Source organism: Chryseobacterium sp. CP-77 (assembly GCF_036362765.1).
GTDB lineage: Bacteria > Bacteroidota > Bacteroidia > Flavobacteriales > Weeksellaceae > Chryseobacterium > Chryseobacterium cupriresistens.
In genome coordinates this window covers 4,963,698-4,980,607 of sequence record NZ_CP143637.1, presented here as the reverse complement: position 1 = coordinate 4,980,607, position 16,910 = coordinate 4,963,698, and the positions used below count along the sequence as shown (strand labels likewise).

Here is a 16,910-nt window from a genome sequence, read left to right as displayed (position 1 = left end):
TGACAACAAGAAGTTGACATAAACTCTTCCGAAATAATATTCCGGAAGAGTTATACTATAAATAATGTCTTACACTTTAGTGATGCATATAACTGCTTGGCCCGTTAGTTCCTTCAATGGATTCCGGTAGAATTCCATATTTATTCCTTAAATCTACTGTTCCTAATTTTTTCCCGGAATTAATATCAATGATACTGATCGTACCGGAATTTAAGTTAGGTAGATCCAATAGGTTATTCTGTACTGCTACAACATCTTTTCCTGACTTGGTTTTAAAGAAAGCCATATGATGCGCCCCTCTATCAGCTTCAAAAATCTTCAAAAGCTTTAGCTGGGGAAGATTATTTATATCAAAAACAAGTACTTTTCCAGGATCTGCAAAACTTACATAAAGTTTATTTGTATCATCAATATACATTTCAAGCGCCCAGCCTAATCCTTGTGTACTTCCGTCAAAAATCCTGGTAAAAGCATCATACTTTTTAGTCGCAGTATTGTATGGGGCAATCCAGATATCACCGCCAAGCATTGTTGTAGCAAGTGCATATTGTGGAAATTTTCCGCGAAGCAACAATACCTCAACCGGAGCAGACAAATCCGTTGGTGAATCTGCCACCTGGTATGTTTCCTTGATTTCATAGGTATTCAGATCTAATAAAGTACAGGTGTTTCCCATTCCTGTCGTAAGATCAGGGTGAATGGTAGAAGTTACCATCATTAATCCTTTTTCCTCGTTAACGGAAATGCCATGGGGATACATGATAAACTTACCGGGATTAGCCTGAATGGAAGCTTTAATCGTTTTGATAAGCTGATTATTATTAGCATTAAAAACACCAATACTTCCATCTTTCGGACCTCCTGCCCCACCCATAAAAGTCATAAAATATCTACCGTCATTTGTGAAAAATAAGTTTTCACCTACTGTATTTTCGCCCGTATCAATAGGAGTTGCGCTTATTAATTTCGGCTGTCCGTATTGGTCCTTATCAGTTTTTATTTCATAGAGATAACTGCCTCCCAAAGCAGTGGTGAACATTTTTTTTGCATCCAGATTGTAATAAATATGATGAGGCAATACTCCATTACCCAATTCAAGCTTACTGCTGATGTTTCCAAAATTCGGAGCCTCAGGATCGAGTTCTATAACGGCTATTCCGTCTGATGACCCTTTCAGGCTTCTGTAATCAATGTAAAACGAAGTATTATGGGGGTGATCGGGATTATGGTTCTCATTCAGGCAACTCGCAGATATTATCAAAATAACAAACAAGAACACTAAATTCAATTTTAATTTCATGGTTTTGTGGTTATTATTAGTATTATAAATATAAAACATTTCCAATGAAAATAAAAATATAACACACTAATATGTGAAAAAACAACAGATAACATCAAAAATAATGCTTCCTGTAGTTATACAAGGAAGCATGAAATTAAAAATCGTTAAAGTATCTTAGATATTTTTAATCAAATGTTTTACTGGAATCTACCAGCAAGGAGTTTAAGGTATTAAGTTCCTCATCAGTCATATCTCTCCATTTCCCTATCGGCAGATCAAGTTTGATATTCATAATACGGATTCTTTTGAGTTTTTTAACTTCATACCCCAGATATTCGCACATTCTTCGGATCTGTCTGTTCAGTCCCTGAGTAAGGATAATCCTGAAATTCATTTCGTCAATCTTCTCTACCTCACATTTTTTAGTCACAGTATCCAGGATGGGAACTCCATTTCTCATTTTCTCCAGGAATTTTGGAGTGATCGGCTTATCTACACGAACCAGATATTCCTTCTCGTGATTATTTCGAGCTCTCAGGATTTTATTGACAATATCACCGTCACTCGTTAAGAGAATAAGCCCTTCACTAGGTTTATCCAGTCTTCCGATAGGAAAAATTCTTTTCGGGTGGTTGATATAATCTACGATATTATTTTTTTCACGTTTGGTATCGGTAGTACAAACGATTCCTACCGGTTTATTAAAAACGATATACACAGGTTTTTCCTGAGGTTCTCTGATGGGTTTTCCGTCTACTTCTACGAGGTCCTCATCAGAAACTTTGGTTCCCAGTTCAGGAATTTTTCCGTTTATCTTAATTCTGCCTTCCTCCAGAAGTTTATCAGCTGCTCTTCTCGAACAGTATCCTGCTTCTGATAAATATTTATTAATACGTGTCTTTTCCATTAGTCTTTTCCGTAACCGGTATAATTTTTATTGCTGAAAAGGGTAATTCCATAGCTCAGGCCTATGAAAAAACCGTCAGCTCCGTCTTTCAGCCGATGTGATTCAAAAACAATTCCTCCTTCCTGGCTCAATCTTTTTGAATAGGAAACCTGCATTCCCAGTCTCCCGCCCCAGAATTCAGTATCTGAAACAGCAGAGTGATTAAGCTGTTTTCCATAATTAATATCGATATAAAAAGGTCTATCGCCCGGAGAAAAAATAATCTTTGGCTGAATAACCCAATAAATCAGATGATAATTATCCTGGATAAAGCTATATTTAAATCCTGTTCCCAATGCAAAGTTAGGAAGAAAATTATATCCACCGACAGCAGTAATCCCATAAGTAAGATTTCCTAGTGAAGATCTGTTTTCAATATACTGCGAATTGCTGGTCTGGTTCTTCTTATTACTATTAAATCCTACATTCAGAGAAGGATTGAAGTAGAAATCCATTTTTGATTTTCCAGTTTCTGTATCCTGAGAAAATGCTTTACAAAAAGAAAATATTAATAAGAAAATGGATAATTTTATTTTCATAGGCCTTCAAATCTGTACTCGTTATTCAGGAACTGATCTGTAGCATCTTCAATGGCGTAATCACCAATTTTGGTACGTCTCAGCTGTGTCAGATACGCTCCTACTCCCAGTTCCTGCCCGATATCATGAGCCAGACTTCTGATGTAGGTTCCTTTTGAACAGCCTACCATAAAACTTACCAAAGGAAAATCGATTTTTATATCTTTGATATAATGGATGGTTGTTTTCCTTGCCTTCATTTCCACTTCTTCACCGGCTCTGGCAAGGTTGTAAGCTCTTTCGCCATCAATTTTAATAGCTGAATAAACGGGTGGTTTCTGTTCAATTTCTCCAACAAATTTTTCAAGAACTTCTTTTACCTGTTCTTCAGTAATATGAGAGATATCCTGATGAAGAATTTCAGGTTTTTCGGTATCATAGGATTCTGTCTGGACACCGATCTTGATCTCTGTCCAGTATTCTTTGGGAGCATCCTGAATTTCAGGAATTTTCTTGGTAAATTTTCCACAGCAGACAATAAGCAGCCCGGTTGCTCTTGGATCTAAGGTTCCGGCGTGTCCGATTTTAAATTTCTTGGGAAGATCAAATTCCCTTTTAAGTTTATATTTCATTTTATTGACAGCCTGGAAGGAGGTCCAGTCCAAAGGTTTGTCCAATAAAAAGATGTATCCTGATTTCAGTTCTTCAGCAGTCATGAATGAGTATAAAAGATTTCTTATTTAAAGAAATAGAAATAAATCAACAGGGCTATTCCTACAAAAATACGGTACCAGCCCCAAGGTTTGAATCCATATTTGTTAAGCACACCAATAAATGCTTTAATGGCAATAAGTGCCACAATAAATGCAACGATATTTCCAATTACAAAGATCATAATATGATCCTGCGAAGACATAATCATTTCATATCCTTTCTGCGGATTTGCGGTTTCTTTTCCCCAGGTCTTAACAAAAACTGAGTACACTGTTACCGCAAGCATGGTAGGAACTGCAAGGAAAAAAGAAAATTCTGCAGCAGCCTTTCTGGTAAGACCTTGTGCCATTCCTCCAATAATAGAGGCCGCACTACGGCTTGTTCCCGGCATCATCGCAAGACACTGCCAGAAACCAATGGTAACAGCATTTCTTACGGTAATTCCTTTTTCATCATCAATTTTAGGATTCTTAAACCATTTATCTGCAAATAATAAAACTACACCACCTAACACCAATACAGAAGAGATCGCAATCTGGTTCCCAAGAACGGCTTCAATTTTATCATCGAATAAATAACCCAACACCAAAGCCGGAACTACAGCAAATGCAAGTTTAAAATAGAACTGAATATTATTTAAGTCAAAAAACTTTTTCCAATAGGCTACTACCACCGATAGAATAGCTCCAAACTGAATAGACACCTGAAACATTTTTAAAAATTCTGTTTCTTCCAACCCCATAAGATTTGCAGTAAATCCCATATGTGCTGTAGAGGAAATCGGAAGATATTCCGTCAACCCTTCTACAATGGCAATAATAATTGCTTTGATTAAATCCATATTCTTTTAAAAATTAAAAAGATTAAAAGATTTAAGAATTAAAAAATCAGCTCATTGGCTTACATCTTTCAATTCTTAAATTTTTTAATCCTTAAATAAAATTGTTTTATTTATTTTCTTTTTAAGATCGCGTACACTTCTATTGCAAATCCTATAACCACAAACAAAGGTGCTATTCTGATTCTTCTGATAGAAAAGATCCCGTCATTCCATGAGTTAGGATCAAATTTTCCGTCTACCGTATTGGCATCAGGTCCCATCATAAGTAGAAATCCTACTACAATGAAGGCTAATCCGATCAGCATCCATTTGAAATTCTGCTGTCCGAAATAGAAAGCGTTTTCCTGTGGTACTTCAGCTTCATGCCCGTAGTCTGAAGCAGAAAATTTATTTGTTTTTTTGCTCATTATTAAGAGTAATATAAATCGTCAACGTTTGATTTCAAGAACCTCCATGTAGCGAAAATGGTACTTAAGACAGAAATAAAAATTCCAACACCCAGTACCAGGATTACTAACAAGAAGTACTGGTTATTGTCCTGTACGAATGCAGAACCAATCTGACTTGTGAAATAATACCACACTCCACCCAAAGCGAGAAGACCTATAACAGAACCGATAGCTCCTAAAATAATAGCTTCCACAATGAAAGGTTTAAGGATAAATCTTCTTTTCGCCCCTACCAGCTGCATTGTTTTAATAATAAATCTCTTCGAGAATATTTTCAGACGGATAGAGTTGTTGATCAATACAACAGCCAATATCAGGAACAGGACTGAAAATCCAAGGATCCACTTCAGGATTCTGCTCAGGTTATTGTAGACATCTACCATCAGAGTACTGTCATTTTTAACATCAATAATTCCGGAAACGGATTTGATTTCTTTAATAGCTTCATCAATTTTTGCTGGATCTACGAACTCCGGCTTTAAAGCCACTTCAATAGAAGAAGGGAAAATATTTTCCTCAAACAATGCATCACTGTCGATTCCCATACTTTTCTTGGCTTCTTTTGCCGCCATTTCTCTTGAAATATAAGTCGCTTTTTTTACAGGAGCTAATAACTGTACCTTTTTAAAAGTTTCTTCCTCAAGTTTTGCAATTTTTACAGAATCTTTAGCGTCATAGTTTTCATCAAAGTAGGCATTCACTACCAACTGTTCTTTGATATAGTCAGAATACTTCTGGGCATTAATCAGAATAAGCCCCATTAATCCTAACAAAAATAACACTAAGGCAATACTTATCACTACTGTAATATTGCTGGACCGAAGCCTTTTCTTATTAAATTCATCTACAGATTTAGCCATTAATATTAAAATTTTTGGCTAAAATAGAAAAAATCTTCCGAAATTTGGGACGAAATAAAGAAAATCACTGTTAATAAAATCATAAAAAACTTTGAGTGTAAAAGCAAAAAAACATCTTGGACAGCACTTCCTGACAGATGAAAATATCGCAAGAAAAATCGTAGAAGGTCTTAGTTTTGAGAACTATACCAACATCATGGAAGTAGGTCCCGGAATGGGCGTTCTTACCAAATATCTTCTTGAAAAGGATCAGAACATTTACCTTGCCGAAATAGATACGGAATCTATAGAATACCTGAAAAACAACTATACAAAAGTAACTGAAGAAACTTTTGTTGGCGATTTTCTGAAGCAGGATTTCAGTTTTATTAAGGATGATCAGATTGCAATCATTGGTAATTTCCCTTATAACATTTCGTCACAGATTCTGTTTCAGATTGTAGATCATTACCAGCTGATCCCGGAAATGGTAGGAATGTTCCAGAAAGAGGTAGCGGAAAGGACAGCGGCTGTTCCGAGAACTAAAGATTACGGTATTCTTTCTGTTCTGATACAGGCTTATTATGATGTATCTTATATGTTTACGGTACATGAGAATGTCTTCAATCCGCCGCCAAAGGTAAAATCGGGAGTCATCAGGCTTACAAGAAACCCTAAAGAAGGGCTTGCGGGCAATGAAGTCCTGTTTAAACAAATCGTGAAAACAGGTTTCAACCAAAGAAGAAAAAAGCTTTCCAATGCTTTAAAAACACTCAATATTCCTGAAGCCTTGAAAGGGCACGAATTTTTAGATAAGAGAGCCGAAGAACTGAGTGTAACAGATTTTATACACTTTGCCAATCTGTGGAAAGAAAATCAATAAAATAATCACTATAAAGCTTCCTTACCGGGAGCTTTTTTGCTGAATACATTACAATACATTGTTTGTTAAAAGCAGAAAGCCTTTCGAATAAATCCGAAAGGCTTTCTTTTATATTACATTATCAATTTTAATTTCTGTTTTTCAGCATGATCCATCCCGACCAGTTCATCTGGGCTTTTGATTTCGGATATTCAAAATTGAACTTATACCAGTATGTTGCTGTAGGAAGTCTCTTACCACTTACTGTTCCGTCCCAGACAGGATTTTCTTTCGAGAACCTGAACATTTCCACTCCATATCTGTCATAGATAGAACCTGTAAAGTTTTTAAAGTCTCCAAGAGCCTTAAGATCCAATACATCATTGATTCCGTCTTCGTTAGGAGTAATGATATTGTTGATCTGCAATGTAAAGAATTCAAGAGATCCTACACAGTGTGTACCTACTCTTCTTACCAAAACAGTATAGTTTGTATTGTCTAAAAGATTCGTAAATACGTTTGAAGCCTGCCATGTGATACCTCCATCAAGAGAATATTCCAAAGTGCTTGGTGTATTGTTCATTGGCGGGTTTTCAGCAGTGATTGTTACTGTTTTTTTGATGCTTTCATAATTTAATGCAGTAACAAAAGGAGTTGCTGCCCCCATTACTTTGGCTTCAAAAACTTTCTTACAGATACCATTATCAATTTCTACTGAGTAGATTCCCCATTGGTCTACATTAATTTTCCGTGTTGTGGCACCTGTACTCCAAAGATATTTATAACCATCACCAGCTCCTGCATCCAGAGTTACAATATCACCGACACACATTTCAACGTCTTTTAATGTAGAGGTAATTTCTGGTGTCACTTCAATTCTGATCGTTGCCGGATTAAGAGATTTACATCCTTTTGCCCCAATGGCATATACTGTAAATGTTGTAGTCTGATATAGAGTAACCGTCTGCATATTCCCTGTTCCCATGAAATTGCTCCAAAGATAGGTATCTCCTCCTTCAGCCGTAAGGGTTACAGATTCTCCCGGACAGATTTTTATTCTGGAAGCCTTCACTTTAGCGGTTGGCGTTGCTTCTTTCTGTAATGTCAATTCTACAATTTTGCTACAGAATCCTCCATTGGAAACAAGAACATACAGAATCTGGCCATCGTTACCATTATAATTTAAAGGTGTCTGAATATAGTTGTTATTCTGTGCAACAGCATCCGCCTGATTTTCATAGAATTTAAAGATAGCACCAGGCGTTGGGCTGATGGTAGGCATAATTGTACTTAAATCGAAAGTAGTAATATCCGGTGTGGTACAAAGCAGCAATGTTGCATCCTGAGCCTGAGGTGTTGTTCCTCCGTGAATCTGTATGGAAGCTTTACCCGGACAAGGGTTACCAGGAACACTTACTTCGATCGTATAGGTACCGGGTTGTATTGCAGTAATGGTATTGGTTGTAGCATTCGGGATTGGTGCTCCATTAAAGAACCACTGGTATACAAGGTTAGGATCATTTACAGAAGCTGTAATGACCTGAGGTACATTATCACATACATTAATATCTGAAGGCAGTTTTGTTCCTGCAGGATCTAAAAGGTCTACCCCGATATTGAAAGATCCTCCTTCAAGGAATACAGCAGAGTCATAACTATGGTCACTATAATCGGCAATTACCATTTTGAAGTGGTATTGCTGTCCTGCTACTACGGTTGCTGTGGCAGTCAATGGAATCGTTCTCCCGTTAAAATTTGTTTCAACGTTCCCGGTGTTATATCCTGCAAAATATTGTTCGTTTACAGCACCACAACTGGATCCGATTGCAGGGTGGATATTGGTAATACTTACCGGTCCTGCTCCTCCCGGAAGTACAGCCATATTTACATAAGGTCCACCTGAAGTAGGTCTCAATAAGATGGCAAATGCATCTGCAAAGGTACAAGGGAATGAGCCTGTATATTCTTCTGAGGCAATAAGGTAATTAAATTTGATCTGAGAAGTTGTAGGAACGAAGTCAAACTCCAAAAGAACGGCATCATTCAGTCTGCTTTCCACAACCCCGATCACCTGTGCAAGATCAGCATCTGAACCTCCACCGTTGACATCACTCAGACCACCTTCAAAAGTATTACCAGCTCTTCTTGCATACCCTGTGGAAAGAATAAGCCCGTCTTTAAAAGGGAAATTGGTTGCAGCCTTATGAAAATATCCCCATGCTCTGTTTGCCTCACTTGCAGCGTGGTTAGGAGTAATTTTTACATTGGTTACATTGGGAGTAAGGCAGGTATTGGTCCCGGAGGAGATCAATACATCTTTAACCATTTTTTCAATAGTATAAGCGGTTTCAGGATACTGCGGAGCATTCACATCAATAAAAGCACCAGCTCTGGCAGACAGATTTGAGGGTGTTTCTTTGGCGTGTTTTCGTGGTGGCAGATCTTGTGAAAATAAAAAAGTCGAGATGACTAAAAAAAATAAACAAAGCGGTAGATATCTTCTCATAATATTTTTGTTTCAACAAATTTAATTTTTTTTTAAATATCTCGCATACATATTTATATTTTTTACTATAAAAAAACAAAACAAGAAGCTTTTACAGTAAATTTTCATTAATCAATCCCTATTCGGACAAATCATACCTGTTGTACCAGCATCGTATTACAAATCATTTTAACATATTTTCCACTTATTTTAAATAATTCACAAAACACGATAATATTTATTCATCAAATCAAAAAAAATCTTCCATTACTGAAAGATTTTTTTGATCAATTTTTATTTTTATAAAATCTAGTTTCTATTTTTAAGAAGAATCCACCCTGAACGCTGTTCCATTTTCTTACTGGCTGGATTTTCCCATTGTACCCTGTACCAATAAGTAGCAGTAGGAAGATTAATTCCCTTTAAAGAGCCTGTCCAGATAACATTTCCTTTACTGGCTTTGAATACTTCTGCGCCGTACCTGTCGAAAATAGAAGCTGCGAAGTCTTTGTAACCGCTTATTCCGGTGAAGTCAATGGTATCATTGATACCATCCATATTAGGGGTAATAGCGTTGCTGATAATGAATGTAAAATAATCCAGCGAAGTACCGCATTTAGCACCTTTCACTCTTACCATTACAGTATACATGGTATTGTTTAAAATACCTGTAAACACATTCGATTCGTGCCATGTCAATCCTCCATCGATGGAATATTCTAAAACTCCGCCTGTAGGGTTACTTGCCGTAAGCGTAAGAATATGATTATCATACACAATATTGGTAAACTGCGGCAGATCAGGATTAATAAGCTGTGCTGAGAAAGTTTTGGAACAAACCCCATTACTGATTGTCACAGAATATGTTCCGGGAATATTCGTTGTTATGGTTTGAGTAGTGGCTCCCGTGCTCCATACATAAGTATAGTTTGGTCCTGAACCGCCATCCAGCGTTCCTTTATCTCCGGCACAGACAAATACATCTTTTAATGTGGAAACGATTGCAGGAACAACTTCAATCTTAACTTTGGCAGGATCCACAGAGCTGCATCCGTTTCCTCCCAATGCATATACTGAATATTCTGTTGTTGCTGTAGGAGTAACTACCTGAGTGTTTCCGTTTCCTGTGAGGCCTATCCAGTTATATGTAATTCCTCCTGTGGCAGTCAATGTTACAGATTCACCTTCACAGATTTTTAATTTAGATGCTGTAAGCCCTGCTATAGGCGGACCTACCTGAACAGTAACTGACGCTGGTGTAGCAGAAATACATCCGTTAGCTCCAACGGCAAATACCGTATATACAGTAGTTGTAGTAGGTGAAACTACCTGGGTATTTCCATTTCCTGTAAGACCATTTCCCCAGTTATAGGTTACCCCTCCGGAAGCCGTTAATGTTACGGATTCTCCTACACAAATACGGGGTTGTGATGAAACTAATGCAGCAACCGGCTGTACTTTATCTTCTTGTACTGTTACTGTCGAAGTAAATGTACAGCTCAGATTTCCTGGTTGTGATACATTCGTAACTGTTAAAGTATAGGTTCCGCCGGCGCTTACAACAGGGGTAAGTGTATTAGCTCCGGACACAATAGTACCTCCGGTGGTTGTCCATGCAATGGTAGATCCAGCAGGTACAACAGACGCTGATGCATTGATGGTAACCTGTGGTGTTGTACAGGTAATTGTTTGTGGTGCAGCAATGGTAAGCGTAGTTTGAGCCGTGCTTAGTAACTGCAGGGATACTACATAACTGCAGCCTCCATTACTTACCAGTACATAAATAGTCTGGCTTCCTCCCGGCGGCGTATATGTTGTAGGTGCTGCAATAAAGTTTCCGTTAGCAGCATTGGCATCAGCCTGATTGACGTAGTAAGTAAAAGTAACTCCTGCAGTAGTTGTAATCTGCGGCTGGGCTTCCGTAAGATTATAAGTTAATCCCGGCTGATAACATTTATGAAGTGTTGCATTTTGCGCTGTAAAAGGTTCTGAAACTTCTATTATTATCGTTGCAGGGTTTTGAGAAACACAGCCATTCGCCCCTACTGCTGTTACGGTATAAGTAGTTGTGGCAGTAGGTGAAACAACCTGTGTACTTCCGTTTCCTGTAAGGCCATTACCCCAGTTATAGGTAGCCCCGCCTGAAGCGGTGAGTGTTACAGAATCTCCTTTACAGATTTTTATTTTGCTTGCTGTAAGCCCGGTAACTGGCGGAGCACTGTTTCCTGTCACGGTTACAGTCCCTACCGCTGTACAGCTGATATTTCCAGGCTGATACACTTTTGTAATGGTTAAAGTATAAGTTCCTGCAGCATTAATCACAGGATTTAAAGTCGTTGCTCCTGAAACAATATTCCCTCCCGTAGTCGTCCAGTTGAAAGTAGCTCCTGCCGGATAAACGGAAGCTGATGCATCCAGCGTGGTCTGAGAATTGTTACAGGTAAGCACTGCCGGAGGGGCAATGGTAGGTATCATCTGTGGAGCTTTTACCAGTTGGAGTTGTGCTACTTTTGCACAGAAACCGTTGGCTACTCTTACATACACCGTTCCACCTGCACTCTGATGAGCTGTTGGATTAGGGATTGTATTGGCATTTCCTGCATTGGCATCCGCCAAGGTAGTATAATATGAAAACACAGCTCCCGGAGTAGTACTTATAGAAGCTTGTGCTGATGTTAAATTAAAAGTTGCGTTTCCGGCAGCATAACAGGCTGTTAATGTAGCATTCTGTACTGTAGGAGATGTTCCGCCAACTACTGTAATAGTAGCTTCTCCCGGACAGGTATTCCCCTGGATGAAAACCTTAACGGTGTATACCCCTGGTGCTGTTGCCGTGTAACTTGCATTGGTAGCTCCTGCAATCGGAGTGGTACCCTGATACCACTGATACGTTATATTAGGTCCCTGCACAGAAGCTGTAAAAGTCTGTGGTGTATTGTCACACATATTAACGGAATCTGGAAGCTGCACGCCAGCCGGATCCAGGATTTTCACCCCGATATCAAATGATCCTGCTTCAAGAAATACTGCTGAATCAAAGTTGGGATCCTGATAATCCGCAAGCACAATTTTAAAATGATAGGTTTGCCCGGGAATGACAGTTGCTTTTGCTGTCAGAGGAATAGTACGTCCATTAAAATTGGTTTCAATCTGAGCGGTATTGGTTCCTCCGTAATACGCTTCATTTTTAGGTCCGCAGTTTTGATATTGCGGGTGGATATTCGTTACACTTACAGGTCCCGCTCCTCCCGGAAGCACTGCAAGATTGGTATAAGTAGGATCTGTTGATTTTTTTAACAGCAATGCAAAACCATCTGTGATGGTACATGGAAAGTTTTGCTGGTATTCTTTAGAAGCAAATAAATACCTGAAAGTAATTTCAGTAGAAGCAGCTACAAAGTCAAACTCTATAGAGGTAGCATTGGTGAGGTTAGTATTACTGATTCCCAACGCATTCGCAAGATCTATATCACCTCCGGTTCCAAGATCATCACTTAAAGTTCCCTGAAGAGTGTTCCCTGCTTTATTGGCATATCCGGTAGAAAGGATAATCCCTTTGCTGAAAGGAAAATTGGTATTTGATTTATTAAAATATCCCCAGCTTCGGTTCTGATTGGTAGCAGCCAGGTTGGGGGAAACAGTTACATTACTTACTGTTGAGCTGGTACAGGTGGAACCTCCGGATATAAGAACATCATTGATCAGCTGAGTGATAGGATAGCCGGATTCCGGGTAACTGGGTGCATTCACATCTATAAAGGCACCTGCCCTCAAAGAAGCAGCAGTAGGTTTTGATGCTATTTCTACCCTTCCTTTATTTTGGGCCAAAATAAAGTTCCCCATGAAAGCTAAAAATAACGCTAAAAATAAATTTCCTATCCTCCTATTTAACATTTTATATTATTTTAAACAAAAATACTATTTTTTTTAATTGAAATTCATGTTAACACAATTTACATTATTACTAACGCAAATTTATTTATGTTAGAATATCAACTCTGTTTATTTTAAAATAATAAAAAAAGACTGACAAAATAGTCAGTCTTTCAGTTATAGTTCAAATTATTCTATATTTTTAAGCAATATCCAGCCTGTTTTCACAGTAAGTTCCTTGCTTGCAGGATCTTCGAAGGTTACCTGATACCAATATGTTGAAGTAGGAAGCTTTTTACCCTGGAAATACCCGTCCCAATACGGTCTGGTCTTCTCTGCTTTGAAAACTTCTCTTCCATATCGGTCGAAAACCTGACCGCTGAAATCTTTGTAATTAACTACCCCGCTAAAATCAATCGTATCATTAATATTATCCCCGTTTGGAGTAATTACATTTTTCATGACGAATGTAAAGAATTCAAGGAAACCTACGCAGCTTGTAAATTTAACTCTTACCCTGATCGAAATGATCTTATTTTTAGGTACATTATTAAATACATTGGAAGACTGCCATGTAACTCCGTTATCTACTGAATATTCCAGGATACCGTTACTTGGATTACTTGCTGTAACGATCATGGTTCCACTCTCATTATAATCCACTTTGATCACTTCCGGAATTACAGCTTTAATCACCTCAGTTTCGAACTCTTTTGAACAAACCCCGTTACTGATTACTACTGAATACTCCCCAGGAGTACCTACAGTAATGCTCTGACTCGTTTCACCAGTACTCCACTGATAGGTATATCCTGGCCCTGAACCCGCATCCAGAATAATTTTATCTCCCTGGCAGATATGGCCGCCTTTTAAATTTGAAACAATAGCCGGTACTACTTCAATGGTAATACGTGCCGGCTGAAGAGATTTACATCCCTGTGCTCCGATAGCATATACCGTATAGGTAGTCGTCTGAGTTGGACTTACCGTTCTGATTCCTCCGGTAGCAGCTGCAGAATCGGTCCATTCATAGGTTACACCGCCGGCAGCTGTTAACAATACGGATTCTCCGGCACAGATTTTCAATCTCGGTGCTGTAACCAATGCTGTTGGTGTTTCTTCTTTTCTTAACGTTAAGGTTGCAATTTTACTACAGAAAGCGCCATTGGAAACCAGAACATATAATATCTGTCCATCTGTTCCTGTATAATTGGTAAGATTGGTGATATAACTGTTATTTTGAGCCTGCGCATCAGCCTGATTCGCATAAAAACGGAATACCGCTCCCTGCGTTGTACTGATCAGAGGTTTTGCTGTTTCCAGATTAAAGCTGTTAATTGCAGGGGTTGTGCAGAGTTTAAGTTCAGCATTTTGTACAGTAGGACTTGTTCCTCCGATAATGGTAATAGTAGCTTCGCCAGGACACTGATTTCCGGGAACCATTACTTTTACCGTATAAACTCCCGCCTGGGTAGCTACATACACGGCACTGGTTGCCCCCGGAATAGCCACTCCGTCTTTGTACCACTGATAAGTCATTCCCGGAATTGCTGCCACCTGTGCTTTCAACTGTTTTGGAGTATTATCACACATATTGATACTGCCCGGTAACACTACTCCTGCTTCATCTACAATTTTAATTCCCACGTCAAAAGATCCTCCTTCCAGGAAGACCGCAGAGTCATGAGAAGGGTCTTTGGCATCTGCCAATACCATTTTGAAGTGATAAGTCTGTCCCGGAATTACATCTGCAATAGCTGTTAAGGGAGTTGTTCTTCCAAAATAGTTTGTAACCAGGTGTGGGTTTTCCAGTGCTCCAAAATAGCTGGCATTGATCGGTCCGCAGCTGAATCCATTTCCTGCAGGAACAATATTGGTTGCACTTACAGGTCCCGCTCCTCCCGGTAATACGGCAAGATTGGTATAGGTAGGGTCACCCACCTTTTTCAGCAATAATGCAAAGGCATCGGAATAACCTGTACAGGGATAATTGGAAGTATATTCATCAGAAACAAATATATAATTAAATTTTACCTGATTGGAATTCGGGACGAAATCAAATTCAAGAGCTACTGCATCCGTTAAACTGACATTGGCTCCGGTAGCGGCTACAAGATCCGCATCACTTCCTGTTCCTACGGATTGCCCGACAGCTGCTACATAGTTATTACCAGCTTCTGAAGCGTATCCTGTAGTAAGGACAATACCATCGGTAAAAGGAAAGTTGGTAGTTCCTTTATGAAAATAGCCCCAGAATCTGTTGCTGTTGGTCACATCATGATTAGGAGATACGGTAACGTTGGTCACATTGGCTGTTGTACAGTTGGTACCGCCATTGATCAGAATATTCTTTACCAACTGCTCCGGTGTATAATTGGAAGGTGTATATGGAGGCACATTCACATCAATGAATGCTCCAGCTCTGAGACTGGCCGCAGAAGGTTTTATTTTTTCAGACTTCCTGACAGGTCTCGTTTGAGAAAATGCAGAAACAGAAATCAATAAAAAAGAAAAAAGGAAAAAATAGTTTTTTAGTCTATAAATTAACATTTTGTTTTCATTTGTTCAAATGTAGCAAAAATAATTATACTAATCCCCCCTTAACCACTACTATTTTTATAATTCATCGTGTACATTCACAATAAATTTTTCTTATCATTACATTTTCCATAAATCATTAAACCCAACAATTCAGACATAAAAAAACAGACTAAGAGGTTTAGTCTGTTTCTATTTTTAATAAACTTATTCCGGCAATTTATCATCTTTTTTCAATTGGTCTATTTCATTCTGCAATTGCGAGATAATATCCTTTAAAGCTTTTATTTCATTTTTGTTGGAGCTTACATTGCTCTTGAGCATTACATTTTTCGCTCTTTCATTGTGATCTTCCTCATCCTCTTCTTCGTTGATCTCTTCAATATCCTCGCTGATTTCCACAATGTCTTCCTGGATATCTTCTATATCCTCATTGATCTCTTCAATGTCTTCGCTGATTTCTTCAAGATCTTCCTGAATGTCTTCGATATCTTCGCTGATCTCCTCAATATCTTCCTGGATATCTTCAATTTTCTCGTGGCTTTTATTCACAGACATCTGAATGAAGATTGCCAGATAAATAGCTTCCAGGGAAAGTACGGTCGTAAGAATCAGAAGCATTTTATCAAAATCCACGATATTCAGCATCGGAAGCAAAAACGAGGTAAGGAACAGCAGGGTATGAACAATCAGGGACTGAATAGATCCGATCCATGAGGTAATGCTGTCTGCAATTTTCTCAAGAACTTCTGTTTTTTCGTTATATTTTTTCATCCTTTCTATTTTTACAACAGTTCTTTTGTTACTCCTAATCCAAACAATGCAAAATCATATTTTGCAGGGTCTTTTTCATCAAATTTTCTGATGGCAATATCCAGCTCTTCCACTGTTTTCCAATCATTTTGTGTCCTTGAAACCAATCCCAGTTTTCTGGAAATGTTCCCGGTATGCACATCCAGAGGAATGGAAAGATTTTTCTGATCTATATTCTCCCAGATTCCAAAGTCTACCCCTCTTTTGTCTTTACGCACCATCCATCTTAAAAACATAATAATCCTTTTGGCAGAGGAATTCTTATAAGGTGAACTGATGTGTTTATGGCTTCTGTGCTTTTCTGTTTCCAGGAAACCACTTCTGAATCTTTCTATGGCATGCAGAAAGTTATTTTCTGTTTTTTTTACTTTAAATAAACTTTCCAGGCTTTCATTTTCATTATAAATTCTGTTGAACTGTTTGATAAAATAAGAGAAATCTTGTCCGTTGAAAGTTCTGTGAATGCTTTTATCCTGAATACTTTCCAGATCTTTTTCAGAATAATTCATTACAAAATCATAGGGAGAATTTCCCATAATATCAAGCATTTTATCCGCAGAATTAATGATCGACTTTCTGTTTCCCCAGGAAATCGTAGCTGCCAGAAATCCTGCAATTTCAATGTCCTGTTTTAAAGAAAAACGATGAGGAATCTGTATCGGATCATTTTCAATAAAATCAGGAGCGTTATACTGATCTGCTTTTTCGTTGAGAAAATCTCTGAGTTCTTCAAATTTCAGCATATTCATT

Annotated in this window: 13 protein-coding genes; 1 reads left to right on the top strand and 12 read right to left on the bottom strand. The window is 38.3% G+C overall.

Annotation, left to right across the window (positions count from 1 at the left end):
* Positions 1 to 76 precede the first annotated feature (76 nt).
* From V0410_RS22315 to V0410_RS22285, 7 genes are all read right to left on the bottom strand, one after another.
* Positions 77 to 1,300: a YncE family protein gene (locus V0410_RS22315; protein WP_330745679.1), complete on the bottom strand. Its 1,224-nt coding sequence runs from the start codon at positions 1,298 to 1,300 to the stop codon at positions 77 to 79.
* Between the two features lie 166 nt (positions 1,301 to 1,466).
* On the bottom strand, positions 1,467 to 2,189 hold the full coding sequence (gene rluF / locus V0410_RS22310; protein ID WP_110009312.1) for a 23S rRNA pseudouridine(2604) synthase RluF: 723 nt from the start codon (positions 2,187 to 2,189) through the stop codon (positions 1,467 to 1,469).
* Positions 2,189 to 2,683, bottom strand: coding sequence for a hypothetical protein (locus V0410_RS22305; protein WP_330745678.1), 495 nt, complete (start codon positions 2,681 to 2,683; stop codon positions 2,189 to 2,191). Before V0410_RS22305 ends, rluF begins: the two co-directional genes overlap by 1 nt.
* An 80-nt stretch (positions 2,684 to 2,763) precedes the next feature.
* Complete coding sequence (gene truB, locus V0410_RS22300) at positions 2,764 to 3,462, bottom strand: tRNA pseudouridine(55) synthase TruB (protein WP_330745677.1); 699 nt, start codon at positions 3,460 to 3,462, stop codon at positions 2,764 to 2,766.
* A gap of 20 nt (positions 3,463 to 3,482) precedes the next feature.
* Positions 3,483 to 4,301, bottom strand: coding sequence for an undecaprenyl-diphosphate phosphatase (locus tag V0410_RS22295; RefSeq protein ID WP_330745676.1), 819 nt, complete (start codon positions 4,299 to 4,301; stop codon positions 3,483 to 3,485).
* Positions 4,302 to 4,411: 110 nt separating this feature from the next.
* The gene (locus V0410_RS22290; RefSeq protein ID WP_110009308.1) at positions 4,412 to 4,708 is read right to left on the bottom strand and encodes a DUF3098 domain-containing protein; all 297 of its coding nucleotides are present in this window, start codon (positions 4,706 to 4,708) and stop codon (positions 4,412 to 4,414) included.
* 2 nt (positions 4,709 to 4,710) lie between these two features.
* Positions 4,711 to 5,610, bottom strand: coding sequence for a cell division protein FtsX (locus V0410_RS22285; RefSeq protein WP_330745675.1), 900 nt, complete (start codon positions 5,608 to 5,610; stop codon positions 4,711 to 4,713).
* 91 nt (positions 5,611 to 5,701) lie between these two features.
* Between V0410_RS22285 and rsmA the strand changes: the two genes are divergently transcribed.
* Positions 5,702 to 6,472, top strand: coding sequence for a 16S rRNA (adenine(1518)-N(6)/adenine(1519)-N(6))-dimethyltransferase RsmA (gene rsmA, locus V0410_RS22280; protein ID WP_330745674.1), 771 nt, complete (start codon positions 5,702 to 5,704; stop codon positions 6,470 to 6,472).
* Between the two features lie 127 nt (positions 6,473 to 6,599).
* On the opposite strand, the gene V0410_RS22275 is transcribed toward rsmA, so the two are convergent.
* The 5 genes from V0410_RS22275 to V0410_RS22255 form a co-directional block, all read right to left on the bottom strand.
* Positions 6,600 to 8,957 (bottom strand): choice-of-anchor L domain-containing protein, encoded by a 2,358-nt coding sequence (locus tag V0410_RS22275; RefSeq protein WP_330745673.1) that lies wholly within the window; start codon positions 8,955 to 8,957, stop codon positions 6,600 to 6,602.
* 288 nt (positions 8,958 to 9,245) lie between these two features.
* On the bottom strand, positions 9,246 to 12,830 hold the full coding sequence (locus V0410_RS22270; RefSeq protein ID WP_330745672.1) for a choice-of-anchor L domain-containing protein: 3,585 nt from the start codon (positions 12,828 to 12,830) through the stop codon (positions 9,246 to 9,248).
* Between the two features lie 168 nt (positions 12,831 to 12,998).
* Positions 12,999 to 15,359 carry a choice-of-anchor L domain-containing protein gene (locus tag V0410_RS22265; protein WP_330745671.1) on the bottom strand — a complete coding sequence of 787 codons (2,361 nt, stop codon included), beginning with the start codon at positions 15,357 to 15,359 and terminating at the stop codon, positions 12,999 to 13,001.
* A 195-nt stretch (positions 15,360 to 15,554) separates the two neighbouring features.
* Complete coding sequence (locus V0410_RS22260) at positions 15,555 to 16,121, bottom strand: DUF1003 domain-containing protein (RefSeq protein ID WP_330745670.1); 567 nt, start codon at positions 16,119 to 16,121, stop codon at positions 15,555 to 15,557.
* Between the two features lie 11 nt (positions 16,122 to 16,132).
* Positions 16,133 to 16,903: a TIGR02757 family protein gene (locus tag V0410_RS22255; protein ID WP_442879162.1), complete on the bottom strand. Its 771-nt coding sequence runs from the start codon at positions 16,901 to 16,903 to the stop codon at positions 16,133 to 16,135.
* Positions 16,904 to 16,910: the final 7 nt, after the last annotated feature.